A 25,357-nucleotide genomic window follows, 5' to 3' on the forward strand; every position below is an offset into this window, starting at 1 on the left:
TATTAATTGCTTTATTATTTATTTTTAAATTGCTAGGTTAATTTTTTCTATTAGCCTAGCAATTTTTACAAAGTATTGTGTAATAAAGCTACTTTAGTTCCTCGGCAACTTCAGCTACTTTTTGGCGCAACCAAATATGACTCGCATCTCGGTGTAGCAGTGGACTCCAAATCATATCAAGTTCAAAAGGAGGAATAGGAAAAGGAGGTTCTAGTATTTTAAGTCCTGGATCGTCAACATAAATATTAGCGGCTTTAGATGGTAGAGTGGCAATAAGGTTTTTCTCTTTTGCTAAATGAATCGCTACATGGTAATTACGCGTAAATGTAGCGATATTACGATGTTTACCAAAGTGAGCGAGGGCTTCGTCAACCCACCCTAGCTTTTGCACGTCTTTTGGATCCATTCCTACACCAACACCAAAACCTGTTTTACTTACCCAAATATGGCGTGCTTTTAAATAGCTATCAAGGCTAAAACTTTCAATTATTGGATTATCGGCTTTTACTAAACAGCAAAAACTGTCTTTCCAAATACGCTTATGATGAAAAGATTGTGGTAAGTTTTCAAAACGATTGATAGCCATATCAACTTTACCATTTTCTACATCATGAAAAGTCACATCACTTGGGGTAAGTATATCTAATGTGGTGTCGGGTGCCTCGTCATGTAATTTACTAAGCAGTTTAGGCGCTAGGGTACTTGCAGCGTAATCGCTGGCCATAATCCTAAACACACGTTTACTTTGGCTTGCCTCAAATTCTCGATTAGGTGCTAGAGTTTCTTCGAGAGTCATTAATATGCCACGTATAACAGGTTGTAACTCCAAAGCACGCTCAGTTGGGACCATACCATCGCTGGTACGAACTAAAATAGGATCGTTAAATAGGTTACGAAGACGTTTAAGGCCATTACTCATTGCAGGTTGTGTAATACTCAACTGGTTTGCAGCGCGTGTTACGTTGCATTCTCGTAGTAGTGTGTCGAGGTAAACCAGTAAATTTAAATCTATTTTACTTATATTCATTTTGTGTCCTTTAGCGCCTACCAGTGGTGAATAAAGCGCTGTGCTGTCGGGTATGGGTAAATATGACTCACATGCCCATTTTTTATGTTTTGCTGTGCTTGTTTCCAAAAACTAACATCAACTAATTCGGGATGTGTACTTAATAAAAACTGTTTATAAGTTGGGTTAGGTGTAACAAAAGTACATAACTGCTCCGGGAAAACATCTTGTGGAGCGACAGAGTAACTTTGTTCACTCATTAAATAGTCATCGTAATTTTTAGCTTTAGGTAATTCTCTAAAGTTCATATCTGTAAGGTATTGTACTTCGTCGTAATCATAAAAAATAATACGTTTATGCTTACTTACCCCAAAGTTTTTTAATAGCATATCACCAGGAAATATATTAACGGCAATCATTTCTTTAAGTGCTTGGCCGTACTCCTCTATTGCATCTGCTGCACTTTCGTCATCAGCGTTTTCTAAAAACAGATTTAGTGGTGTCATGCGCCGTTCAATGTAAAGGTGTTTTATAATCAACCAATCGCCTTCAATTATCATAGAGGAGCCAATTGTTTTATGTAATTGCTCAAGCAAATTACTATCAAAACGAGCCAAAGGAAATACGACATTAGAATACTCTATAGTGTCAGCCATACGCCCAACGCGATCGTGACTCTTTACGAGCTGATAGCGCTTTAAAACGGTGTTGCGACCAAATGGTTTGCTTTCACCAAACTTATCTTTAATGACTTTAAAGACATAACCAAAAGAGGGAAGGGTAAATACCATCATCACCATGCCCGGTGTACCAGGTGCAATTGTAAGCTCATCACTTGAATGCGTTAAATGACTTAAAAATTCGCGGTAAAATTCAGTTTTACCTTGTTTATGAAAACCGATCGCGTTGTATAGCTCTGCAATTGTTTTGTTTGGCATTAGCTGATTTAAAAACCTTACCAACGCTGAAGGTGCATGAGTTTCCACCATAAAATAAGCACGCGCAAAGCCAAAAATAACACGCATTTGTGAAGATTTAGTGAGCAAGGCGTCTAAGTATAAGCCTTTATCTTTATGATGTAGTACTGCAATAATAAAAGGTTGCACACCGCTTTGAGAAACTACACGGCCAACAATATACGCCGCTTTGTTACGATAAAATGCAGTATGTAATATATCAAAGCGCATTTGCCAAGGTTGGTGGTGAGTATCGGGGGCTTGTTTGTAAAATGCTTTAACAAGCAAGCGTATATCTCGTTCTAAATCTACAAACGGGGCTTTAAAATCAAAGTGATTAATAATACGTTTTATCGTAGGCTTTAAACCATCAACTACCGGAAAATAACTTCTATACTCGGATTCAACCGGTACAGATGGCGCGTCTTTTAATGTGGCTTGTACAAATATAAAGTCATTATGAAAGTAACGTCTATGGTAAAGACGGCAAAATACAGAGTTATAGAATGTTTCGGCAAGCTCTGCTTGTGGGTGAAAGCATAAAAAGTGTTGATATATTTTTTTTACTGCAAGCCAAAGAGACTCATCAAGGGTATCTGTAGGATGTTCTATTTTTAAAAATTGTGTCGTTTCGTTAACACGATCATCATAATAGCTAATACGTAAACGGCTTATATCGTTAATTGCTTGCCAATCTTTATTAGCAAAAGCGAGAGGGGCTTTTGCCGTGGTTTTTTGAAATAGCTTATAGTGCTTTTTAAAGCCAGTTAAAATTAGTTCAGCAATACGATGTGGCTGCATAAGCATTCCTTATTATACGTTAGAGTTTATACTCTATTGTGTTAAGGCTATGTTATTTTAAGTTTAAAACCAAGCTAAATTACGAACACGCTCATAATGCTTTATGAGCGTTTTATTTGTATATTAATATTTTTTTTTCTAGTTCTTTAATTTTTTTAGCAATAGCAGATACTTCTTTTTTATATTCTTTATTAATTCGTTTAATGTTCTTGGTAATATCTTTAGTAATTATATTTTTCTCATCGTCGGCTAAAATATGGTTAAGGCGCTGTTGTTGCTTGTATTCAGCTCGCTCTTTTTCACGATCGAGTATCGTTAATTTATGGTTGTTACTGCGAAGTTCAGCTTGTAACCCAGCCAAAAGCCTTTCTCGCTCAAGATCGTTTAGTTGTTTTCTATAATCAACTTCAGGGCCATTTTGCAGTATGTTTGTGGTATTTACTTTGTGTGTAGTTGCGCGATGATCGCAAGGAAACTGAGAAAAAACAGTCTCTTTTTCTGTCACGCATTTGTAGTAAGTCGTGGCGTTATTATAAAAGCAGATAAAGATGCAAAGTGAATAAAATAAGTAACTAACAAGTTTAATCATAGCAGGGCATCCATGAATTTATTTTGCGTTGCTAAAAACGCAGTTCCAAAATAAAAACTATAACCTAGCTTGACGTTATAGCAAGCTAGGTCAGGATTACAGTTATTGAGTGAATGTTTTTAACTTCTTAATGCTTTGTACTAAAAATGGAATATCTAAACCTTGCTCAATAGAGAACCCTTCAGCGGCAGAGATGTTTTTAAAATTCCCATCTGAGTCTATTAATGTGATCCTATCTTTTTTGTATGCTATGACTACACCTTGGGAGTAATTAACACCCATATTGTCTTTTTTCTTGTATAGGTTAACACCTAACATTGTTTGTTTGGCAATCGCTTTACAATTTAAGTACTGACCGACACTAGTCGCAATTAAATCACTTGGTTGAATTAAGCCTTCAACCTTTGAGATTCTTTTATCTGAGCTGTATAAGGTTGATGTACTTACCACTTCTTGAGTATCATTTACTAAGCTAAAAGCAAAGATTTGCGTTGCGTTATCGCGTGGGGATACAACTTTTGAACCGCTAATAACTCTAATCGCACTGTTAGTGTGAGCTTGGTCATTAATAAAGCTCAGCTCGTTAATACCACTTACTTCAATACTGCGACGTTGGCTCTGCCATGCGGGAAGAGTGTGCTCTTCAATTATCGCAACTTTATAAAAGGCAGGTAAACCGTATACCAAACTAAATAGCATGTCGCTATGATTAGTTGGCTGTAAAAACTGCTCTGTTTTATGTAGGCCTTTATTTTCTGAAATAAAGTCGGCTAATTGTTGGTCGGTTTCAAAAACAAAAATGTCGATATTAGCCTGAGTGTAATCTTCACATTTCTCAAGAGGAGTTGGTATTTGGTAGTTAATATTTTGGTTATTAATTTTAACGCTATGAGCTTGTTTATATGTTTCGATATCTAGTAAATCATTTTTAGCTAACAAACTTTTAGCTGTTGTAGGATATGAAAGTGGTAAAACATTATCTTGCTTTGTTACATCAAATTTTAAGTTAGCATCTGCCCAAATATGAATGCTGTGGCTAAGCGCAAAACATATAACTAAAAATGAGCTTGCGTAACGTGCAAATTTAAACTGTTTTAGACGCGCTAAATGCCGCCATGTAAGATTACTGGCAACGAGTTGAAAACCTAAGATTAGCAGAACAATACCGCCGGCAAAAAGAGTTGTTAAAGCAGGCGAACTTGTTAATCGATGCCACAGTAGTGAGATGATTTCAGGCAAAGCGGAAGTGCTTAAATGATAGCCCAAATTAACATACACATAAGCATCAAGAGTAAGCAATGATGCGCCAAACGTAGCAATTACAGCAGCCATTCCACGAATGTGCCTAGGATAGGGGAAAATCAAACTAAGCGGAAATACCGTCAGCACAAATGCTAAAAAGGCAATAAAACTAGTGTGGCTAAGCCATGTCACTAGCATATAAGTTATGCCCATAAAGCTAGTTGGTGGCGAATCGGCAAATAAATAGCTTAAGCTAATAAATAGCGCTAAGCCGATGTTGGCAAAGGTGAACCAATGCCCCCAGCTTAATAACTGACTCGCTTTTGATGAAAACTGATTGTGCTGCGATAAGTTCATAGAGTTTATTTAACCGACTGTGACAATGCTTTTGCAAAGTTCTCAGTTACGGCTTGTCTTTTCCCTGTTGGTACATGCTCTTTTAAGATATGCGTGATAGAATTTCCTAAACACATAAGGCTTAAATCAACCGGTGCATTATGTTTAGTTAGCACATCAATAAGCTGATCGACGATTTGTTCTACTTCTTCATTAGAGTATTTTGATAAGATTGGCATCAGTTGGTTCAATAAAATAGTTATATTCCCGTATTTTAACACTAGAGGCGTGAAAAACAAAGATGACAACAGACGTTAAAAAATTAGTCGTTCATTATGTAGACAAAAAAGACGACGATACGCAAATTCACCTTCGAAATGATGAAATGATCATCAACGATAAAGTGGCCGTGTTCATTGAGCAGCTACATCATGCGTACAACGGTAAACCTGGTAAAGGTTATTGTGCTTTCAGTGGAGACAAAAACAGTATTGTAGCATCAGCAATGCAAAGTTACCGTAATGATGAGTTGGGCTTTTGGCATATGACAGAGCAAGCTTCAACAGTCTTAAAAGAAGAGCTTGATAAGTATGCTTTTAGTGAAACAGGTTATTTAGTATTTTGTCATTATCAGTATGTTGCTACCGATTACATGTTAATTGCGATGATTAACATCAAAGAACATTATTCAATGACTTCAGAGCTTGATTTAGCAGCTTCTCGCCATTTAGATATATCGCGTATGCAACTCGCTGCTCGCATCGACTTAACAGCGTGGGATACACAAGCTGACGACAACCGTTATATTTCATTTATCAAAGGACGAGCTGGACGTAAAGTTGCTGACTTTTTCTTAGACTTTTTAGGTTGTGAAGAGGGTATTGATTCAAAACAGCAAAGCCAAGTAATGCTTAACGCAGTAGAGGATTATTTATCAGAGCAACAGTTTGATAAATCAGAAAAAGACGACTTACGTAAACAAGTATTTGATTACTGTAATGATTGCGTAACTACAGGCGAAGATGCAAGTGTGAGCGATCTATCAGCAACGCTCACTAAAGGCGATGACAGCCCGTTCGACAGTTTTTGTAAAGAACAAAGCTATGACTTAGAAGAAACCTTCCCTGTAGATAAAAAAACGGTAACCAGTATGGTTAAGTTTTCAGGTCTAGGTGGTGGCGTAAGCGTAAGTTTTGAGCGTAAACATTTAGGTGAGCGCGTTACTTATAATGAAGCGACTGATACCTTAGTGATTAAAGGTATTCCGCCAAATTTAAAAGATCAGTTACAACGTTTTATGGAACAAGAGCAAGAATAAACGTTACATAAATAATGTTTTAGCTTTATTGAAAACGCGGCAAGTAGACCGCGTTTTTTTTATGAGAAAACTTATTTTTAAACGCCAGCATACAGTTTATGGATTTAACGTTTGGTGTTTACCTGTAGACGTAGAGCTTGCTCACGTTAGAAGCGCAGCTTCTCAAAGCTTTAAATGGTGAATTAAAAAAGGTGAGGTGAGTCTTAATGTATTGCAATGCATTAAAAAGGTACTGCTAGTTAACAACTTTGATAAAAACGTTATTTTTAAACGCCAGCATACAGTTTATGGATTTAACGTTTGGTGTTTACCTGTAGACGTAGAGCTTGCTCACGTTAGAAGCGCAGCTTCTCAAAGCTTTAAATGGTGAATTAAAAAAGGTGCGGTGAGTTTTAATGTATTGCAATGCATTAAAAAGGTACTGCTAGTTAATAATTTTGGTAAAAACGTTATTTTTAAACGCCAGCATACAGGTTATGGATTTAACGTTTGGTGTTTACTTGTAGAGCTTGCTCACGTTAGAAGCGCTTTACATAGCACTTAAAGCAAAAAAGCCCCGCTATTGAGTAAATAGCGGGGCTTTTTAATGAGCGTTAGTTACTAATCAGCACTCATTGTTTTAGTCATTGCAGAGCTTGCACGACCAGCAGGTTTGATTGAGCCTGCACGTAAGCCACTGTCGGGTACTAGTTCACGTTTGTCGTGAGCCATTGCAACAGAGATATGTTTTACTTCGCTATCAGCTACAGGAGTAGGTTGTGCCATTGGCGCACTTGCAGATCCTTGCGAAACGACGGTTTTAACATGCTGTACTGATTTTTCAACTTTAGCTGGTTGCTCAGTCACTACAGGTGCTTCAACTTTAGCTGGTTGCTCAGTCACTACAGGCGCTTCAACTTTTGCTGGTTGCTCAGTCACTACAGGCGCTTCAACTTTAGCTGGTTGCTCAGTCACTACAGGCGCTTCAACTTTAGCTGGTTGCTCAGTCACTACAGGCGCTTCAACTTTAGCAGGTTGCTCAGTCACTGCAGGTGCTTCAACTTTAGCGGGTTGCTCAGTCACTACAGGTGCTTCAACTTTAGCTGGTTGCTCAGTCACTGCAGGCGCTTCAACTTTAGCGGGTTGCTCAGTCACTGCAGGTGCTTCAACTTTAGCGGGTTGCTCAGTCACTGCAGGCGCTTCAACTTTAGCGGGTTGCTCAGTCACTGCAGGCGCTTCAACTTTAGCGGGTTGCTCAGTCACTACAGGCGCTTCAACTTTAGTTGGTTGCTCAGTCACTACAGGTGCTTCAATTTCAGCTGCTTGCTCAGTCACTACAGGGGCTTCAACTTCAGCTGATTCTTTAACCGCTTCAACTTTAGCCAAGTCTTCTACAGCAAGTGCTTGTTCAACTTTTTCAGAAGCATCAACAGCGGTTTCTTGCGATTTAGCTTTAAGTTCAGCTTCATACTCAGCTGCAGCTTGATCTGCTACTGGTACAAATGCAGGTGTTTCGTCTGATTTGTTTTCAGAACCTTCACCTTCTGGTCGGCGGCGACGTTGACCAGATGCACGAAGATGACGAGGAGAGCGGCGTGAACGTGTACGTGTTTGCTCTTGTTCTTCATCAGATGCAGATGTTTCATCGTTAGAATCAACAACGTCAACTTTCTCTTCTTTAATATGCGCTGTTTTTTCTGCTGGAGCTTGCGTTTGCTTTTCTACAGTAGGCGTAACTTGCTCTTTAACTTGTGGTTTTTCATCACTTACCACAGTTTGTTCTGTTATTTTATCTACTGTTTTTGCTTGTTCAGCATTTTCGTCTTGTAAACGTACTTTTTTACGTAAATTACGTCGTTGACGGCGAACTTTAGGCTTCTGCTCTTTAGGCTCTGCAGCTTGTGCTGGTTTAGAATCAGTTTCTACTTCCGCCTTTGCCGGAGCATCCGATTTCACTTGATCTTTATCATCACTCTTCTGTTCAGGACGTTTACGAGAATTAGGATTTCGACGGCGCTTGTTGCGATTTTCGTTTCTTTCTTGGTTCTCGTTAGTTACTGGTGAATCAGTTTTAGCTTCATCTTGATCAGTATTGCTGCGTTCAGCACGAGGCTTAGTGCGAGGATTATTTCGACGACGTTGATTGTTATTTCGACGGCGGTTATCGTTACCTCTGCGGTTATTACGTGCTTCTTCTTGCTGCTTTTCAGCGGCTTCTTTTTTCTCTTCTACCGTTTCAGTAGCAAATAACGACTTAAACCACTTAGTGATTGCTGTAAATAAGCCACCATCAGCTTTAGTCTCATTGGTCACTGGCTTAGCTGTTTGTGCAGGCGCTGCTTGTGGAGCTGGTGTAGAAGGCATTACTACACCTTTTAGCATTGGCTCTTCACGTACTGGTGTACTTGGAGATTTAGACATCTCAAATACTTCAGGCTCAGGCGCAATAACTTGTCCGTAGCTTACCGTTTCAAGTGTTTCGTCTTTACGTAAACGCATAACTTCGTAATGTGGTGTTTCCATATGTTGATTAGGAATAATCACTACATCACATTTATGATGTTTTTCAATACGATGAACACTACGACGTTGCTCATTTAACAAATAAGCGGCAACAGCAACAGGCACTTGTGCATTTACTTGTGTCGTATTGTCTTTTATTGCTTCTTCTTCAATTAAGCGAAGAATAGAAAGTGCGATTGATTCGTTAGAACGAATAGTCCCTTGTCCGCTACAGCGAGGGCATGGGCCTTGGCTTGCTTCACCTAATGAAGGACGCAAGCGCTGACGCGACATTTCAAGTAAACCAAAGCGTGAGATTTTACCAATTTGAACACGAGCACGATCTGGGCGAGCAGCATCTTTTAAGCGATTTTCTACTTCACGTTGATGACGTGGAGGGGTCATATCGATAAAGTCGATTACAATCAAACCACCTAGGTCACGAAGACGTAACTGACGTGCAATTTCATCAGCAGCTTCTAAGTTAGTATTTAGTGCTGTTTCCTCAATATCACCGCCTTTTGTTGCTTTAGACGAGTTAATATCGATAGATGTTAATGCTTCAGTAGGGTCAATAACTATTGAACCACCTGATGGTAAGCGTACTTCACGTTGAAACGCAGATTCTATTTGGCTTTCAATCTGGTAATGGGTGAATAATGGAGTATCGCCTTGGTAAAGCTTAACGCGGCTCATGAAATCAGGGCGAAAACGCTCAATGTGCGCTTTAGCTTCTTCAAAAACACGTGGTTTATCAATTAATATCTCACCAATGTCGCGACGTAAATAATCGCGAATGGCGCGAAATATTACGTTACTTTCTTGGTGTATTAAAAAAGGAGCTTTAGCACTGTCAGCTGCTTGGCCAATAGCCTCCCAGTGTACTAATAATGCTTTTAAATCGTAGTTAAGTTCTTCAAATGACTTACCAACACCAGCAGTACGCACAATTAAGCCCATACCTTTAGGTAATTCTAAACGACCTAGTGCTTCTTTGAGTTCAGTGCGCTCATCACCTTCAATACGGCGAGAAATGCCACCGGCACGAGGATTGTTAGGCATTAGAACTAAGTAACTACCAGCAACGCTGATAAAAGTAGTTAACGCTGCGCCTTTTTGGCCTCGTTCTTCTTTATCAACTTGTACTATTACTTCTTGACCTTCTTTGATTACGTCGCGAATATTCGGACGACCGTGAAAAGTGTAACCTGCAGGGAAGTAAGTACGGGCTATTTCTTTTAAAGGGAGGAAACCATGGCGATCAGCACCGTATTCAACAAATGCTGCTTCAAGAGATGGTTCAATGCGGGTTATTTTGCCTTTATAAATATTGGCTTTTTTCTGTTCGTGACCTGGGCTTTCTATATCTAAATCATATAGGCGCTGGCCATCAACCAGTGCTACGCGCATTTCTTCTTGCTGCGTTGCATTGATTAGCATACGTTTCATATTGTTACTCTACTTATTTATGTCGCTGACATGACGATGTTTTTATCGCCTGTTCAGTTGTTCCTATTTTTAGAATGTGCAGCCTCACGACTGGGTCTTTAACGGAACGGCTCTGTATTTTCGTACGCAGTATTTTAAATGCTGGCAAACAATAACGTGTATTACCGTTATTAAATTCTAAATGGTGTTAAAACAGTCGGCTTTTCAGCTACGTTTACATGTTTTACCCAGAAGTTGGCCTGTCATATCAATCTTACTAAATGTCATTCATATTAGGTGCGTAGGGCTCATTAAGGTGGTGAGTAATACATATTTATGTATCACTAATATCCATTTTAAGAGCAAAAGTTGCTACCAATGTTAATGAACGCTTATTTATTAGATTTTTTTAGTTCTAAATAAGCTGCTGTACGGTACTACAATAATTGAGCAAATGCTGAACGACGTGTTTTTACGTCGTCACTATCAGACAAATTATCTGTTCATTGCTTTCTCAATCGCATTAAAAACCACTTCATGTTCAAACTTAACCAGCAATATATTACGCGCATTGCCGTTAATTGATCGCACGTGTTGACTAGGTATGTATAAAAGCTTTGGAAAACTTAACTCGGATCTGTATGATCGGCTACCCAGAATGTGCATCACGAATGTTTTAATGTGTTAAAAAGCACCGTTGTTATTTGCAAATACTAAATATTTGCGCTGCTGATTATCCCACTATTATTACAGTGTTAGCAACTAAATTATTTTACTTAAATTAGTGATTAGGCAATGTCAGAAAAAAACGACTTACAAGTAACTTATGTCACGATCAATGAAGACCATTTAGGTCAGCGTATTGATAACTTTCTTATTACCCATTTAAAAGGGGTGCCTAAAAGCGCTATTTATAAACTTTTGCGCAAAGGTGAGGTACGCGTTAATAAAAAGCGTATTAAGCCTGTATATAAACTACAGCTTGACGATGTGCTTCGTATTGCACCTATTAGAGTTGCTGAGCGTGAAGAGTTTGTACCATCAAAACTAGATAAAGTAACTCGCCTTGAAAACGATATCTTATTTGAAGATAAATACCTTATCGTTATAAATAAACCTTCAGGCATGGCTGTTCATGGTGGCAGTGGTTTAAGTTATGGTTTAATTGAAGCTTTGCGCGCGCTTCGCCCAGAGGAGCGCAGTCTTGAGCTAGTTCACAGGCTTGACCGTGATACATCGGGTTGTTTACTTATAGCAAAACGTCGTTCGGTGTTAACAGCATTGCATGAACAGCTTCGTGAAAAAACAATGGAAAAAAATTATTGGGCGCTAGTTGAAGGGCAGTGGGACTCTAAAACTAAAAATGTAACCGAAGGGCTGCGTAAAAATACGCTTAAATCGGGTGAACGCGTAGTACGTGTAGATAACACTGAGGGCAAGCCATCGCATACGCGTTTTAAAGTACTTGAACGTTTTAATGATTGCTCGCTTGTACAAGCGTCGCCTGTTACAGGTCGTACACACCAAATTCGTGTGCATACGCAGTGTAAAGGTCATCCAATAGCGTGTGATGATAAATACGGCGATCAAGGGTTTGATGAATCTATGCGTAAAGTTGGCTTAAACCGATTATTTTTACATGCACACGATTTAAGTTTTTATCATCCTAAAAACGAAACAACGATGCGTATTGAAGCGCCCCTTGATAAAACGCTTAAAAATACATTACTAAAATTACGAGACGCAAAACAGTGATTGCAGTGACGCCAATTAAAAAATATAAGCTCGTCATTTTTGATTGGGATGGCACCGTTATGGATTCAGTCACTAAAATAGTTAACTGTATTCGTAGTAGTGCTGAGTCACTTAATTTAGTGTCACCAAGTGATTTAGCAATTAAAAATATTATTGGTATGTCGCTTGAAAAAGCAATTGATGTTTTATTTCCTGATGATACCGCGCAGCATCAAGCGCTAATTAAAGGGTATAAACACCAATATAGTGTTGATACCACGCCAACTCCTGTATTTGCTAATGTTGTCAGCGTTTTAACTGCTTTAAAAAAGCAAGGCATTGTTTTAGCTGTTGCCACAGGTAAAGGTAGGGATGGATTAGAGCGTTTGCTTGATCAAAGCCAACTTAGACATTTTTTTAGTGCAACACGTACAAGCGACGAAGCGCAATCAAAGCCTTCTCCAGATATGCTGTATCAATTACTTGAAGAACTTGGCATAAGCGCTCAAGACGCCGTAATGATTGGTGACACTCAAATAGACATGACAATGGCAAAAGCTGCAGGCATGGATAGAATTGGTGTAACCATGGGGGTGCACAACGCACAGCAACTAAATAAGCTTAGCCCTGTTGCAACGGTAGATAATTATCTGCAACTGCAACAGGTTTTGCTGCTTGGCTAAATTACTTACCCTGAGCAGTAAGTACATCAATACCAAACTCAGCCAGTAACTGGCTGAGTTTAATTAATGGCAACCCAATTAAGCTATTAGGATCGTCTCCGCTTAACTTTTCAAATAAACAAATACCTAACCCTTCACTTTTAAAACTGCCAGCACAGTTATATGGCTGCTCTGCGTCGCAATAAGCACTAATTTGTGCATCACTGAGTGTTTTAAACGTCACATTAAACGGTTCAACACAGGTTTTTTTAGTGCCAGTTACAATATCGTAAACACAAAGCCCAGTTAAAAATGTTACAGTATTCCCGCTAAATAAATTTAGTTGTTTTACGGCATTTTGTTTATTATGTGGTTTACCTAAAATTTGATTATTAAACACAGCTACTTGGTCTGATCCAATAGCTAACCCTTTGTTAAAGTGTTTATTAGCTGCAGAGGCTTTTAATTCACTTAAACGCTTAACCAGTTCGGTAGGTGTTTCGCATTCAAGTGCTGACTCGTCAACGTCTGGTGAAAATGTATCAAATGGTAAATTAAATTTTTGTAATAAAGACTGCCTAAAAGGCGAGCTTGACGCTAAAATAAGTGGGTGCTTCACGGACTGTTTCCCTAAGATAATTCAGATTGAGTTAGGATAAATCAGATCCGAGAGTAAAACACGTTAAAAACCAAGTAAAAATGGTTTTTTACTTTGACTAACAAACTAACTATCTATATGATGCAGCCCCTATGCAAAAGGTGAAAATTCCCATCACTCTTCATCCAGGCAAAGCAGCGCAGCACCGTTTAAAGTATGACGGAATTGTACCGCTTGAAAAACTTACTCGTTTAGAGAAAGTTGTGCAGGAAGAAGTAGGTGAAATAGCGGTGAAAATACATTGCAAGAATGATGATCAAGGTTTCGCTGTGATTAGAGGCAATTTGTCCACACACGTGACTGTCATTTGTCAACGTTGTAATGGTGATTTAGGGTTGGATTTGGTTCAAGACTTTGCATATTCACCAGTAGGTGAAGATACAGAGTTAGATATTTTTCCAGAAGACTACGATGAAGTAGCGCTTGATGAAAATGGTGAAGTTAACGTTTTTGATTTAATTGAAGACGAACTAATTTTAGCAATTCCATTAGTAGCTACCCACAACGAAGCTTCATGCAGTTATTCAGCAAAGCCTGCCAGCTTTGGTGTTTTAAAGGCGGAAGAGGATAAACCTAATCCATTTGATATTTTGAAACAACTTAAGAAAGATTCTTAGGAGAAGACTATGGCTGTACAAAAAAGCAAAAAGTCTCGTGCAAGACGCGGCATGCGCCGTTCACACGATGCGATCAGTGGTCCAACTTTAACTGTAGATCAAACATCTGGTGAGACTCATCGTCGTCACCATGTGACTGCAGATGGTTACTACAAAGGCGTTCAAGTAATTTCTAAATAAGAGATTACTTATATGCTGAATGATCTAACCATAGCGTTAGATATGATGGGGGGCGATTACGGCCCCCGTTCATCTATTCCTGCTGCCGTTCACGCAGTAAACGCTCATGCGAATTTAACTCTCATTTTATGTGGCAATGAAGACGTTATATCTAAAGAACTCGAATCCCTCGATTCCTTACCTCATCCTAGACTCATAATTCGTCACTGTAGTGAAATAGTCACTAATGCTTGTGAACCTGCAATTGCTGTGCGTTCAAAAAAAGATTCATCTATGCGTGTTGCCCTTGATTTAGTTAAGTCAGGCGAAGCTCAAGCGTGTGTTAGTTCAGGTAATACTGGTGCGCTATTTTTTATGGCTCACTATGTGCTAAAAATGCTGCCAGGTGTAAAACGTGCTGCACTCATTTCATCCGTTCCTACAGAGCTTAAAAACCCAGTATATTTACTCGACTTAGGTGCTAATGTGCATTGCGATGCGCAAATGCTGTATCAGTTTGGCATTATGGGCTCTGTAGTTGCTGGCCAAGCACTTGGCTGCGATAACCCTCGCGTTAGCTTATTAAATATTGGCGCTGAGGATATTAAAGGTCACGATGATATTAAACAGGCTGCACAATTAATGCAGCAAAGCCCACATATTAATTACATTGGTTATAGCGAAGGAAGCGATATTTTTTCTGGCAAGGCTGATGTTATTGTATGCGAAGGTTTTGTGGGTAACGTTGCACTTAAAACATGCGAAGGCATTGCCAAGCTTATTATGAATAAGTTTACAGTTGCGCTCGAAAAGCACCTTTTATATAAATGTATGGCGTTTATATTGCGTCCAATAATAAAAAAACTCTATAAAAGGGTGAACCCCGACCAGTATAACGGTGCTTCTCTGGTAGGATTGCGCGGTATTGTCGTTAAAAGTCATGGAAATGCGTCAGCTAAAGCATTTCAAGCAGCAATTGATGAAGCGGTAAAGGAGGTTGAACGTCAACTTCCTGATAAAATAGCCGCTATTTTCGAAAAAACACATTCTAAAGACACGGCGGTTAATCAATAATTGATGTGCCGTGTATTTCATTATTTATTTGTTTAATTAAAAAGAGCAAAGTATGGCACAAAAAATTGCACTTCTATTCCCAGGTCAAGGCTCGCAAAGCGTTGGTATGTTACAAGAGCTACTAGAGAGTTCTGACATTGTTAAAGCAACATTTGCAGAAGCATCAGATGCATTGGGTTACGACTTAGCAGAGCTAGTTCTTAATGGCCCAGAAGAAAAATTAAATCAAACTCATCGTACACAACCTGCATTATTAACTGCAAGTGTTGCTATTTATCGTGATTGGCTTGCAGCAAACCCAGATGCCGACGTTGTTATGGCCGGTCACAGCTTAGGTGAATATTCAGCACTAGTGTGTAGCGACGTACTAAGCTTGAGTGAAGCTGTTAAGCTTGTTGAAAACCGTGGTTTATATATGCAAGAAGCTGTACCTGCAGGCGTAGGTTCAATGGCTGCGATTATTGGCTTAGGCGATGAAGAAATAAAAGCGGCGTGTTCTGCCTCAGCGCAAGGTGAGGTTGTATCTCCAGTTAACTACAATTCTCCTGGTCAAGTTGTTATTGCAGGGCATAAAGCGGCAGTAGATAGAGCATCACAAGCATGTAAAGATGCTGGTGCTAAACGCGCATTACCACTTTCGGTCAGCGTACCTTCACATTGTGAACTAATGAAGCCAGCAGCGGATAAGCTAGCGGTAGACTTAGCCGCTTTAACATTTAATACACCTAAGTGTGATGTAATTAATAATGTTGATGTAAAAGCTGAATCGACCGCTGATGCAATTAAAGACGCACTAGTACGTCAACTATACAGCCCAGTTCGCTGGACAGAAACAGTACAAGCCTTGGTTGCGCAAGATGTAACACAAAGCTACGAATTTGGTCCTGGTAAAGTATTAACAGGACTTGCTAAACGAATTGATAGAGCAATGATCTGTGGCTCAGTAAACGATGCCGCTTCAATCGCTGCAGCTAAATAAGAGTATATAAAATGTCTAATTTATTTTCATTAGAGGGCAAAATTGTCCTAATTACTGGCGCTAGCCGTGGTATTGGTAAAGCAATTGCAACAACATTAGTTGCGCAAGGTGCAAAAGTTGCAGGCACTGCTACAAGCGAGTCAGGCGCTGCTAAAATCAGTGAGTACCTAGGTGATAGTGGTAAAGGTTATGCATTAAACGTAACGGATCCTGCATCTATTGAAGCGACACTTGCCGCAATAAAAGCTGATTTTGGCGATATTGACGTACTTGTTAATAACGCAGGTATCACACGTGACAACCTATTAATGCGTATGAAAGAGACTGAGTGGGACGATATAATCGACACTAACTTAAGCTCGATTTTCCGTTTATCTAAAGCGGTACTTCGTCCAATGATGAAGAAAAAGAAAGGCCGTATTATCAATATTGGCTCAGTAGTGGGCACTATGGGTAATGCAGGACAAGCTAATTATGCAGCGGCTAAAGCAGGCGTAATTGGTTTTTCTAAGTCACTTGCGCGCGAAGTTGCATCTCGTGGTATTACAGTTAACGTAGTGGCACCTGGTTTTATTCAAACTGATATGACTGATGATTTAACTGATGAGCAAAAAGCAGCAACGCTTGCCAATGTTCCAGCAGGGCGTTTAGGTCAACCAGACGAAATTGCTGCTGCAGTGTGTTATTTAGCATCTGACGCAGCTGCGTATGTATCAGGCGAAACTTTGCATGTAAATGGTGCGATGTACATGGTTTAGTAGTCATAATATCGGCTAAATAATAAAATTAAGTTAAGTTAGTTAACTCAAAAACATTGAATTATTTGTGAACTTGCTTTAAACATACTTGAAATTGCTGTGAAAATAAGCGATAAAAGATAAAACTTACACTCAGAGGTTTGACCAGACAATTATTTATGGCCAAATCATTGAATCAGAGAATTATGCGGCGTAAACTACGCCGCAATCTGAAAATAACGCATTGGCGTTTTTAATAAAGGAAAGAAGAATGAGCGATATCCAAGAACGCGTAAAGAAAATCATCATTGAACAACTAGGTGTTAAAGAAGAGGAAGTTAAAAATGAATCTTCTTTCGTAGATGACCTAGGTGCAGATTCTCTTGATACTGTAGAACTAGTAATGGCTCTTGAAGAAGAGTTTGATACTGAGATCCCAGATGAAGAAGCTGAAAAGATCACTACAGTTCAAACTGCAATCGATTACGTTACAGCTCACGCTGAGTAATTAATCGCAAATTAAGGGCAGCATTCGCTGCCCTTAATCTATATATCCAAACCACCTCAAAGTTCGTGATTCAAAAACAAACCTTAACTCCCAATCTTAACTAAAAATTATTTTTGCTAGTGTTATGCGTTTTTAATCTATTTTGGGACTAGCACTTTGAGGTAGCTTGGGTATGATCATCCACCTTATAAAAATATCCCTTATTGGAGGCAAACCGTGGCTAAACGTCGAGTCGTCGTAACTGGCTTAGGAATGTTGACGCCGCTAGGTAATGATGTTCAATCAACCTGGCAAGGCTTATTAGATGGTAAAAGTGGTATTCAAACAATAACCCACTTTGATACATCAAAATTTGGTACAAAGTTCGCTGGTTTAATTAATTACTTTGATGCATCGGCTTATATGTCACCAAAAGATGCAAAAAAAATGGATTTATTTATCCAGTACGGCATTGCAGCGGGTGTTCAAGCTTTTGAAGATTCTGGCCTCGAGATAACAGAGCAAAATGCAACACGTATAGGTGTGGCTGTAGGTTCAGGTATTGGTGGTTTAACGCTTATCGAAGAAAACCACATTAAACTATTAAATAGTGGTCCGCGTAAGTTATCGCCATTTTATGTGCCATCTACCATTATTAATATGATTTCAGGTCATTTATCAATAATGCATGGGCTTCGTGGCCCAAATATTTCTATTGTAACGGCTTGTACAACAGGTTTGCACAACATAGGCCATGCTGCGCGTATGATTGCTTATGGCGATGCTGATGCAATGGTTGCCGGTGGAGCCGAAAAAGCCTGTACACCAATTGGTATGGGTGGCTTTAATGCTGCACGTGCACTATCAACCCGCAATGACGATCCACAAGCGGCTTCTCGCCCTTGGGATAAAGACCGCGATGGTTTTGTGCTTTCTGACGGCGCAGGTGTTGTTGTAGTTGAAGAGTACGAACATGCTAAAGCACGTGGTGCTAAAATTTATGCTGAGCTTGTAGGCTTTGGCATGAGTGGCGACGCGTACCATATGACATCACCACCAGAAGACGGTGCAGGCGCTGCCCTTGCAATGCAAAACGCACTAAATGATGCGCAAGTGAACTCTGAGCAAATTGGTTACATTAACGCGCATGGTACATCTACAAATGCAGGCGATAAAGCAGAAACTGCCGCTGTAAAGTCTATTTTTGGTAACGCAGCTAAAGATGTAATGGTAGGCTCGTCTAAATCGATGATGGGTCACTTATTAGGTGCTGCGGGTTCTGTTGAATCAATCGTTTCGATTTTATCGTTAACGGATCAAAAAGTATCGCCAACTATTAACCTTGATAACCCAGACGAAGGGTGTGACTTAGATTATATTGCGCACACTGCACGTGATGCAAAGCTAGACTTTGCACTGTGTAACTCGTTCGGTTTTGGTGGTACTAATGGCTCGTTGCTGTTTAAAAAGGTATAATCTTTTTTAACAACGAACCAAATTATAAGAGCTCAGTTGTTTAACTGGGCTTTTTTTATATGCCAAATAAAATGCAAACAATAATAATTACGGATAAAAATAGCACCTTAAGTACGCGAGATAGAGGCCTGAATTACGGTGATGGCTTTTTTACAACGGCTAAAATTGTTGATGGGCAAGTACAGTATTGGGCACATCATAAAGCGCGTTTGATTGAATGTGCACAGCGTTTGGGTTTTCTTGAGTTAGACTTTAATAGCCTTGAAAATCAAATTGCTCTGCATATAAAAGCTGCACCACTGAACGTGCTTAAAATACTTGTAACGCGAGGCGAAGGTGGACGTGGTTATGGGCTGCCAAGTGAGTGTAATGTTACTATTTTATTGAGTGTATTAGATTACCCTAGTAATTACAGTGCGCTTACTAAAAAGGGTGTAAACCTAGAAATAAGCCCGATTAAATTAGCGGCACAGCCACATTTAGCGGGTATTAAAACATTAAACCGGCTTGAACAAGTGCTAATCAAAAAAGAAATGCAAACGCAAGATTGCGACGATGTGTTAGTGCTTGATTACAATAACAATGTAATTGAAGCCTCAGCAGCTAATATTTTTGCGATTAAAAATAAGTGTGTGTTCACGCCATTGCTTGATGAGTGTGGAATAAAGGGCGTTTACCTACAATCGTTATGTGCTAAATTACCAGTTGAATTTAAACGCGTGAAAGTAGAAGACCTAATCCAAGCAGACGCCGTATTTGTGTGTAATAGCTTAATGGGAGCAGTACCTGTAAAACGTATTGAACAACAGGTATTTAATACAGGCGACAGCCACGCATTATTAACTAAATTATTAGCCAAGGAGGCTGAGTGTTAAAAGTTATTTTATCGGTACTCTTTTTAGCTGTTATAACCACTGCTGTTGGTTACCAGCAATTACAAGCAACAATAAATAGCCCGTTAAAGGTAGCTCAAAACACACAATTTGAAGTTAAGCATGGCACTGGCTTTAATAAGTTATGCCAGCAATGGCAAGCTAATACCTGGGTCGAAAGTTGCTGGCGCTATCAGGTCATTGCCAAATTAGATCCCACACTCACCGACTTAAAAGCGGGGCTTTACGAGCTAACAGCCGATAGTGTTATCAGTAATATAAAAAAAATTAATCAAGGCCAGCAAATTAGTTTTAGTTTTACCATAATTGAAGGGCAAAACTTACGTGAAGTACTAAGTGCTATTAAAAAAGCTGATAATTTACAAAACGATTTAAAAAGTGATGAACTAAGTACACAAATACTAGGTAATAATATGCACTTAGAAGGCTGGTTATTCCCCGACACTTACCATTATCATAATAACGATACTGCAAGCAGTGTATTAAAACGTGCAGCACAAAAAATGCAGCAAACACTCGATGCCGCCTGGCAGCAGCGAGCGCAGAATTTGCCTTATAGCACAGCCTACGAAGCATTAATAATGGCTTCAATTATTGAAAAAGAAACAGGCCTTGCTAGTGAACGCCCATTAATTGCATCGGCTTTTGTAAATAGATTAAACACCAATATGCGTCTTCAAACTGACCCAACCGTAATATATGGCTTAGGGGAGAGTTTTGATGGAGATATTAAACGCAAAGACTTACGCGACTACACACCTTACAATACATATCGTATAAAGGGGTTGCCACCAACACCTATAGCAATGCCATCAAAAGATGCTATTTTAGCCGCTGTTAATCCACCCCAAAGTGAGTATGTTTACTTTGTCGCAAAAGGCGATGGCAGTCATCAATTTTCAATCACGTTAAAGCAGCATAATGCAGCAGTTAAAACGTACATACTAAATAAAAAGAACTAAATTTTTATGAAACCAAAATTTATTGTTATTGAAGGCTTAGAAGGCGCTGGTAAATCAACAGCAATTTCCTTATGCCAAGATTTTTTAAACAAAAAACAGATCGACTTTATAAATGTACGTGAACCAGGCGGAACACCACTAGCCGAATCACTGCGCACACTTGTAAAAGCAGATCATGAAGAAGAAATTGCATTTGAAACCGAATTGCTGATCATGTATGCGGCGCGTTCGCAGTTAATGCATAACGTCATTAATCCTGCACTTGAGCAAGGTCAATGGATATTGGCTGATCGCCATGATTTATCATCTCAAGCATATCAAGGTGGCGGACGAGGTATTAGCTCAAATACACTAGCGTCGTTATCATCAATGGTATTAAAAGGATTGAAGCCCGATTTAACTATTTACCTTGATATTGACCCTGTTATTGGCCTTGAACGTGCAAAAGGGCGAGGCGAACTTGATAGAATAGAGCAAGAAGCTATTGAGTTTTTTCAGCGCACTCGCATGCGTTACCTTGAGCTTGCTAACGGCGACAGCTCAATTAAAACAGTTGATGCAAACCAAGACATCGATAAAGTACACCGCGATATAACTAACGTACTACGTACATTTTTTGAAGGGCTAAAATAATATGGTACTGCCTTGGCTACACGATACACAGCAACGCTTAGCGCAGAGCTTTCGTGGCCAGCGTTTTCATCATGCACAGTTGTTTTGTGGACCCATTGGCGTTGGTAAATTCGAGTTAAGCGATCAGTTAGCTAATGGCTTATTGTGCCAAAATATAGTACAGCAATCAGCAGCTGCTAATAGTATTTTAGCACCGTGTGGCCACTGTAAAAGTTGTTTACTCACACTTGCAGGCACGCACCCTGATAAACGTTTAACGCAGGTTGATGGGCAAAGTATTGGCGTAGACGATATACGCGGGATCAGTGATTTTATGAATCACTCTGCGGCGCAAAATGGTAACAAAGTAGTTGTTATTAAAAATTGTGAAAAAATGACAACCGCAGCAGCAAATGCATTATTAAAAACGCTAGAAGAGCCAAGTAATAGCCGATTTTTGATACTTACAACAAGCCAAGCTGCACAGCTTCCGGCCACGATATTAAGCCGGTGTGCTAAAACAGATATAAAAGTAATAAACACACAACTTGCCCAGCAATGGCTTGAGTCATTGCAAATTAAAGGTTATAGCTGGTTGCCACTTTTTTATAGCCAACCATTACAAGTTAAGCATTGGCAAGAGCAAAGTCAGTTACAAAGTATTGATATGCTTTATAAGTTTGCAACTGAGTTTAAACAAAGTCATAATTTTAAAGTGTTAGTCGATATTATAAATAAACAGCCTGAGCTTGTTCGCATATTTACTTTGTTCTTAAGTGAGCAACTAAAGCAGCAGTTAATGCAAGGCATGAGCTTTGATGCATATCAGATTGCGCAACAGGCTCTGAGTGAATTTTTGCAAAATAACACAAAAATCCTTGGGCTTAATTTACCGCTTGCAGTATCGCGATTAGCGCACATATTACGTAATTTATAAAAAGGATTAAACATGCAAGAGCTATTAGTTGATATAGATGATCTAGATGAATTATATCGTTGTTATATGCCTTATTTAAAAAAAGGTGGCTTATTTGTACCCACTAATATGCGTTACGAAGTAGGGCACTCATTGGCACTTAGAGTTACCTTGCCTGATGCACTAGAAGATGATGTAGTGACGGGTAAAGTGTCGTGGATCACCCCACAAGGTGCACAAAGCTCTAACCCACCAGGGATAGGTATTACTTTCTTAGATGATAAAACAAACCTTAATTCCAAGATCGAAAAACTACTGGGGACTATGTTAAACTCCGGTAATCCGACTTACACCATGTAGTAAAAAACAGGCCCAATTTTGATTGTAGATTCGCATTGCCATTTAGACCGTCTTGATTTTGATAAACTTGATTTAAACCTTGACCAAGTGCTTGATAAAGCACGAGCTAAAAAGGTTGAGCATTTTTTATGTGTAAGTGTAACACTTGATCAGTTCCCGAGTATGCTTGATAAAATTCAGCATTACGACGATGTATCAGCTTCTTGTGGCGTACATCCACTTGATCAAAAAGACGCACTTAACAAGCAGCAGTTAATTGACCTAGCATCGCACGACAAAGTAGTCGCTATTGGCGAAACAGGCCTTGATTATTATTATTCAAAAGATACACATGCAGTACAGCAAGCCAGTTTTGTTGGGCATATTGAAGTAGCTAACGAATTACAAAAGCCGTTAATTATTCATACTCGCGATGCACGTGTCAACACCATAAATTTAATGCGTGAACATAAAGCGGAAAATTGCGGTGGCGTATTGCATTGTTTTACTGAAGACTGGGATATGGCTAAAAAAGCCATAGACATGGGCTTTTACATTTCTATTTCCGGCATTGTTACCTTTAAAAATGCTTTAGAACTAAAAGAAGTCGTAAAACAAATCCCACTTGATCGCTTATTAATAGAAACCGACTCGCCTTATTTAGCACCTGTCCCGTATCGTGGGCAAACAAACCAGCCAGCGTACGTAGAAGATGTAGCTTATTACATTAGCGAACTTAAAGGCATTAGCTTTAATGAACTTGCTAAAGCGACTACCGAAAACTTTTATTCTTTATTTAAATTAGCAGCTAAAGGCTAAATACATGATTACTAACACGGCAAACCTTCCTATTTTACTAATGGGGCCAATGGTGCGCCGTGCAGAGCAAACTGGAGTCTGTATTCAGTTTGCTACCAGCAAGTCTGCAAACTGCCAAATAAACTTATTAAATGTTGAGTGTTATAGTGATCAACACACTGTTTCTTTAGGGGAACATTTGTATCTGCATTTCGTCATTATAAAGCCAATAGACAACAAACTCCCTCTAGATAGCTTATTAAACTATGAGCTTGTAATTGACGATACAGTAATCGATTTATCGCCTTGGTGCTATAGCAGTCAAACAACGCCTGCATTTGTAATCCCCGATAAACTCAGTGATATTTTGCATGGCTCGTGCCGTAATGCACATCATCCAGCAAAAGATAGCTTAGTGTCTGCAAGTCACTGGCAAAATACCCAGCGTGCCAACAATAACGAAGGTGCACAACTACTTTTGCTCAGTGGCGATCAGGTTTACGCCGATGACGTAGCAGGCCCCATGTTATTAGCTATTCATCAGTTAGTTAAGCAACTCGGTATTTATAAAGATCAACCACTTGCCATTGAGTTACCGGACGATATAAAAGAGCAACTTTATAATCGTCATTTGTATTTACCAAAAACGCCTTGGCAAAAACGTTCAAAATTAGGTATAGGTTACTGGCTAAAAAAAGACGAACCTCACTTTTCAAGTGTAAAAGCCTACAATCACCTTATCCATTTTGAAGAATACATAGCGCTTTATTTATTAAATTTTAGTGCTGCTGCTTGGCAATGCGTTGATATACAAAATACAACGTATTCAGGTCAAAACAAGCAAAACAAAACTATTTTTGACGCTGAAAAAACAGCACTGATTGATTATGCAAAAGGCTTAAGTGAAGTAGAGCGGTTGTTTGCCAATGTATCGACATTAATGATGTTTGACGATCACGATGTAACCGATGATTGGAACCTCACCGCTGGGTGGGAGCAAGCTATAAATGAAAATCCAAGTAGTAAACGAATCATTAATAACGGGTTAATTAGTTATTGGCTTTTCCAAGGAATGGGGAACGATGCACTAAATAAAACAGGCGAGTTACTAACACCTTTTAAGCAAAGCCGTACTGCTAATAATTTATGGCAGTTTAAAGCATTTGATAAACCACTAAACGATTTTAGTTTTTGGCATTACGAGTTAACTACAACCCCAAAAGTAGTGGTGCTAGATACACGTACGCACCGTTGGCGAAATGAGCAAAATTTTAACGAGCCTTCAGGTCTACTTGATTGGGAACGCCTAACAGAGCTTGAAGAAAGCCTATTAAGCCACGATCAGGTTATTATTGTATCGCCAGCCCCCGTATTTGGTGTTAAATCAATAGAAGCTATTCAAGCCATGTTTAATATTTGCGGGCAACCGCTTATGGTTGATGTAGAGAACTGGATGGCACACGAAGGATCGGCTAAAAAACTACTCGATACGTTTAGGCGAACTGATACACCAAACGAAACGCTTATTTTATCGGGAGACGTGCACTATTCATTTTGCTTTTCAGTGCAAAAACGTTTTGGTAATCACCCCAACCGAATTTGGCAACTTACCGCCAGTGGTATTAAAAACGAATTTCCACGTAAATTAATAAACGTACTCGATAAACTAGATTCAATTTTATATGGACCAAAAAGCCCACTTAACTTTTTTACTAAACGTTGGCATATGGAAGTAGATAAACACCAAACTAAGGGCGAAGGGCAAAAGTATTTAGTAAGTGACTCTGCGATTAGTTTAATAACACTCGAACAAGGCAATTTAGCGCGCTATCAATTGATTCATGGCTCTGGGGAATTAACCGAATTTGATTTAGTTGAAAATTAAAAAATGCCCAGAGTAATTAGGAAAACTCTGGGCTTTAGAATGACTCTCTGTTGAGTCTTGCGTTAACTAAAAAACTTTCTAGATTCTTAGGGAGAAGAAGAAAGTACTTAAAAGTGTAGTTAAGTAATAATAAAAGGCATAACTAAATTTTGCATTTAGTTATATTTAATAACAAATGCTTAGATTTTTTATGTGCAGTTTAAAATGGTTAT

The 25,357-nt window shown here is 39.1% G+C and carries 24 protein-coding genes; 17 read left to right on the plus strand and 7 right to left on the minus strand.

The features are described from left to right. Positions 1-88: 88 nt before the first annotated feature. The 5 genes from AC0VZ4_RS07775 to AC0VZ4_RS07795 form a co-directional block, all read right to left on the minus strand. Entirely contained in the window at positions 89-1,027 is a 939-nt protein-coding gene (locus tag AC0VZ4_RS07775) for a LysR family transcriptional regulator (protein ID WP_007375280.1), read from the minus strand. Between the two features lie 17 nt (positions 1,028-1,044). Further along, a complete protein-coding gene (aceK, locus tag AC0VZ4_RS07780; protein WP_475441349.1) occupies positions 1,045-2,763 on the minus strand; it encodes a bifunctional isocitrate dehydrogenase kinase/phosphatase in 1,719 nt (572 codons plus the stop codon). Positions 2,764-2,875: 112 nt separating this feature from the next. Continuing rightward, positions 2,876-3,352, minus strand: coding sequence for a hypothetical protein (locus tag AC0VZ4_RS07785; RefSeq protein ID WP_033022918.1), 477 nt, complete (start codon positions 3,350-3,352; stop codon positions 2,876-2,878). Between the two features lie 102 nt (positions 3,353-3,454). Further along, complete coding sequence (locus AC0VZ4_RS07790; RefSeq protein WP_008139197.1) at positions 3,455-4,951, minus strand: DUF3413 domain-containing protein; 1,497 nt, start codon at positions 4,949-4,951, stop codon at positions 3,455-3,457. Positions 4,952-4,956: 5 nt separating this feature from the next. Next, the gene (locus tag AC0VZ4_RS07795; RefSeq protein WP_007375276.1) at positions 4,957-5,169 is read right to left on the minus strand and encodes a YejL family protein; all 213 of its coding nucleotides are present in this window, start codon (positions 5,167-5,169) and stop codon (positions 4,957-4,959) included. A 62-nt stretch (positions 5,170-5,231) separates the two neighbouring features. Between AC0VZ4_RS07795 and yejK the strand changes: the two genes are divergently transcribed. Beyond that, the gene (gene yejK, locus AC0VZ4_RS07800; protein ID WP_475441350.1) at positions 5,232-6,248 is read left to right on the plus strand and encodes a nucleoid-associated protein YejK; all 1,017 of its coding nucleotides are present in this window, start codon (positions 5,232-5,234) and stop codon (positions 6,246-6,248) included. A 600-nt stretch (positions 6,249-6,848) separates the two neighbouring features. Here yejK and rne read toward each other — a convergent pair. Further along, positions 6,849-10,178 (minus strand): ribonuclease E, encoded by a 3,330-nt coding sequence (gene rne / locus AC0VZ4_RS07805; RefSeq protein WP_475441351.1) that lies wholly within the window; start codon positions 10,176-10,178, stop codon positions 6,849-6,851. A gap of 774 nt (positions 10,179-10,952) precedes the next feature. Here rne and rluC point away from each other — a divergent pair. After that, on the plus strand, positions 10,953-11,912 hold the full coding sequence (gene rluC / locus AC0VZ4_RS07810) for a 23S rRNA pseudouridine(955/2504/2580) synthase RluC (protein ID WP_002962392.1): 960 nt from the start codon (positions 10,953-10,955) through the stop codon (positions 11,910-11,912). Further along, a complete protein-coding gene (locus AC0VZ4_RS07815; protein ID WP_475441352.1) occupies positions 11,909-12,574 on the plus strand; it encodes an HAD-IA family hydrolase in 666 nt (221 codons plus the stop codon). The genes rluC and AC0VZ4_RS07815 overlap by 4 nt, the downstream gene beginning before the upstream one ends. 1 nt (position 12,575) lies before the next feature. On the opposite strand, the gene AC0VZ4_RS07820 is transcribed toward AC0VZ4_RS07815, so the two are convergent. Beyond that, positions 12,576-13,172: a Maf family protein gene (locus tag AC0VZ4_RS07820; protein WP_475441353.1), complete on the minus strand. Its 597-nt coding sequence runs from the start codon at positions 13,170-13,172 to the stop codon at positions 12,576-12,578. A 131-nt stretch (positions 13,173-13,303) separates the two neighbouring features. Between AC0VZ4_RS07820 and yceD the strand changes: the two genes are divergently transcribed. The 14 genes from yceD to AC0VZ4_RS07890 all read left to right on the plus strand — a co-directional run bounded on the left by yceD (position 13,304) and on the right by AC0VZ4_RS07890 (position 25,145). Continuing rightward, positions 13,304-13,828, plus strand: coding sequence for a 23S rRNA accumulation protein YceD (gene yceD / locus AC0VZ4_RS07825; RefSeq protein ID WP_475441354.1), 525 nt, complete (start codon positions 13,304-13,306; stop codon positions 13,826-13,828). A 9-nt stretch (positions 13,829-13,837) separates the two neighbouring features. After that, positions 13,838-14,008: a 50S ribosomal protein L32 gene (gene rpmF, locus AC0VZ4_RS07830; protein ID WP_002962381.1), complete on the plus strand. Its 171-nt coding sequence runs from the start codon at positions 13,838-13,840 to the stop codon at positions 14,006-14,008. A gap of 12 nt (positions 14,009-14,020) precedes the next feature. Further along, positions 14,021-15,061: a phosphate acyltransferase PlsX gene (gene plsX, locus AC0VZ4_RS07835; RefSeq protein ID WP_007375268.1), complete on the plus strand. Its 1,041-nt coding sequence runs from the start codon at positions 14,021-14,023 to the stop codon at positions 15,059-15,061. 52 nt (positions 15,062-15,113) lie between these two features. Further along, entirely contained in the window at positions 15,114-16,040 is a 927-nt protein-coding gene (gene fabD / locus AC0VZ4_RS07840; protein WP_475441355.1) for an ACP S-malonyltransferase, read from the plus strand. Between the two features lie 11 nt (positions 16,041-16,051). Continuing rightward, on the plus strand, positions 16,052-16,798 hold the full coding sequence (fabG, locus tag AC0VZ4_RS07845) for a 3-oxoacyl-ACP reductase FabG (RefSeq protein WP_007375266.1): 747 nt from the start codon (positions 16,052-16,054) through the stop codon (positions 16,796-16,798). Positions 16,799-17,048: 250 nt separating this feature from the next. Next, on the plus strand, positions 17,049-17,285 hold the full coding sequence (gene acpP, locus AC0VZ4_RS07850) for an acyl carrier protein (protein ID WP_002962377.1): 237 nt from the start codon (positions 17,049-17,051) through the stop codon (positions 17,283-17,285). A gap of 216 nt (positions 17,286-17,501) precedes the next feature. Further along, positions 17,502-18,740: a beta-ketoacyl-ACP synthase II gene (fabF, locus tag AC0VZ4_RS07855; RefSeq protein ID WP_475441356.1), complete on the plus strand. Its 1,239-nt coding sequence runs from the start codon at positions 17,502-17,504 to the stop codon at positions 18,738-18,740. 59 nt (positions 18,741-18,799) lie between these two features. Further along, the gene (pabC, locus tag AC0VZ4_RS07860; RefSeq protein WP_475441357.1) at positions 18,800-19,615 is read left to right on the plus strand and encodes an aminodeoxychorismate lyase; all 816 of its coding nucleotides are present in this window, start codon (positions 18,800-18,802) and stop codon (positions 19,613-19,615) included. Further along, the gene (gene mltG, locus AC0VZ4_RS07865) at positions 19,609-20,595 is read left to right on the plus strand and encodes an endolytic transglycosylase MltG (RefSeq protein ID WP_475441358.1); all 987 of its coding nucleotides are present in this window, start codon (positions 19,609-19,611) and stop codon (positions 20,593-20,595) included. Before pabC ends, mltG begins: the two co-directional genes overlap by 7 nt. Before the next feature lie 6 nt (positions 20,596-20,601). After that, entirely contained in the window at positions 20,602-21,228 is a 627-nt protein-coding gene (gene tmk, locus AC0VZ4_RS07870; RefSeq protein ID WP_475441359.1) for a dTMP kinase, read from the plus strand. Position 21,229: 1 nt separating this feature from the next. Then, positions 21,230-22,144: a DNA polymerase III subunit gene (locus tag AC0VZ4_RS07875; RefSeq protein ID WP_475441360.1), complete on the plus strand. Its 915-nt coding sequence runs from the start codon at positions 21,230-21,232 to the stop codon at positions 22,142-22,144. Between the two features lie 12 nt (positions 22,145-22,156). Beyond that, positions 22,157-22,483: a PilZ domain-containing protein gene (locus tag AC0VZ4_RS07880; RefSeq protein ID WP_007375260.1), complete on the plus strand. Its 327-nt coding sequence runs from the start codon at positions 22,157-22,159 to the stop codon at positions 22,481-22,483. An 18-nt stretch (positions 22,484-22,501) separates the two neighbouring features. Continuing rightward, complete coding sequence (locus AC0VZ4_RS07885; protein ID WP_475441361.1) at positions 22,502-23,281, plus strand: TatD family hydrolase; 780 nt, start codon at positions 22,502-22,504, stop codon at positions 23,279-23,281. 4 nt (positions 23,282-23,285) lie between these two features. Continuing rightward, positions 23,286-25,145, plus strand: coding sequence for an alkaline phosphatase D family protein (locus tag AC0VZ4_RS07890; RefSeq protein ID WP_475441362.1), 1,860 nt, complete (start codon positions 23,286-23,288; stop codon positions 25,143-25,145). Positions 25,146-25,357 lie beyond the last annotated feature (212 nt).

This window comes from Pseudoalteromonas sp. QJM3NY_22 (assembly GCF_056173065.1).

Coding starts and splice junctions, on each gene's coding strand:
- AC0VZ4_RS07775 (WP_007375280.1), bottom strand. CDS start 1,027: ATGAATATAAGTAAAATAGATTTAAATTTACTGGTTTACCTCGACACA.
- aceK (WP_475441349.1), bottom strand. CDS start 2,763: ATGCAGCCACATCGTATTGCTGAACTAATTTTAACTGGCTTTAAAAAG.
- AC0VZ4_RS07785 (WP_033022918.1), bottom strand. CDS start 3,352: ATGATTAAACTTGTTAGTTACTTATTTTATTCACTTTGCATCTTTATC.
- AC0VZ4_RS07790 (WP_008139197.1), bottom strand. CDS start 4,951: ATGAACTTATCGCAGCACAATCAGTTTTCATCAAAAGCGAGTCAGTTA.
- AC0VZ4_RS07795 (WP_007375276.1), bottom strand. CDS start 5,169: ATGCCAATCTTATCAAAATACTCTAATGAAGAAGTAGAACAAATCGTC.
- yejK (WP_475441350.1), top strand. CDS start 5,232: ATGACAACAGACGTTAAAAAATTAGTCGTTCATTATGTAGACAAAAAA.
- rne (WP_475441351.1), bottom strand. CDS start 10,178: ATGAAACGTATGCTAATCAATGCAACGCAGCAAGAAGAAATGCGCGTA.
- rluC (WP_002962392.1), top strand. CDS start 10,953: ATGTCAGAAAAAAACGACTTACAAGTAACTTATGTCACGATCAATGAA.
- yceD (WP_475441354.1), top strand. CDS start 13,304: ATGCAAAAGGTGAAAATTCCCATCACTCTTCATCCAGGCAAAGCAGCG.
- rpmF (WP_002962381.1), top strand. CDS start 13,838: ATGGCTGTACAAAAAAGCAAAAAGTCTCGTGCAAGACGCGGCATGCGC.
- plsX (WP_007375268.1), top strand. CDS start 14,021: ATGCTGAATGATCTAACCATAGCGTTAGATATGATGGGGGGCGATTAC.
- fabD (WP_475441355.1), top strand. CDS start 15,114: ATGGCACAAAAAATTGCACTTCTATTCCCAGGTCAAGGCTCGCAAAGC.
- fabG (WP_007375266.1), top strand. CDS start 16,052: ATGTCTAATTTATTTTCATTAGAGGGCAAAATTGTCCTAATTACTGGC.
- acpP (WP_002962377.1), top strand. CDS start 17,049: ATGAGCGATATCCAAGAACGCGTAAAGAAAATCATCATTGAACAACTA.
- pabC (WP_475441357.1), top strand. CDS start 18,800: ATGCCAAATAAAATGCAAACAATAATAATTACGGATAAAAATAGCACC.
- tmk (WP_475441359.1), top strand. CDS start 20,602: ATGAAACCAAAATTTATTGTTATTGAAGGCTTAGAAGGCGCTGGTAAA.
- AC0VZ4_RS07875 (WP_475441360.1), top strand. CDS start 21,230: ATGGTACTGCCTTGGCTACACGATACACAGCAACGCTTAGCGCAGAGC.
- AC0VZ4_RS07880 (WP_007375260.1), top strand. CDS start 22,157: ATGCAAGAGCTATTAGTTGATATAGATGATCTAGATGAATTATATCGT.
- AC0VZ4_RS07890 (WP_475441362.1), top strand. CDS start 23,286: ATGATTACTAACACGGCAAACCTTCCTATTTTACTAATGGGGCCAATG.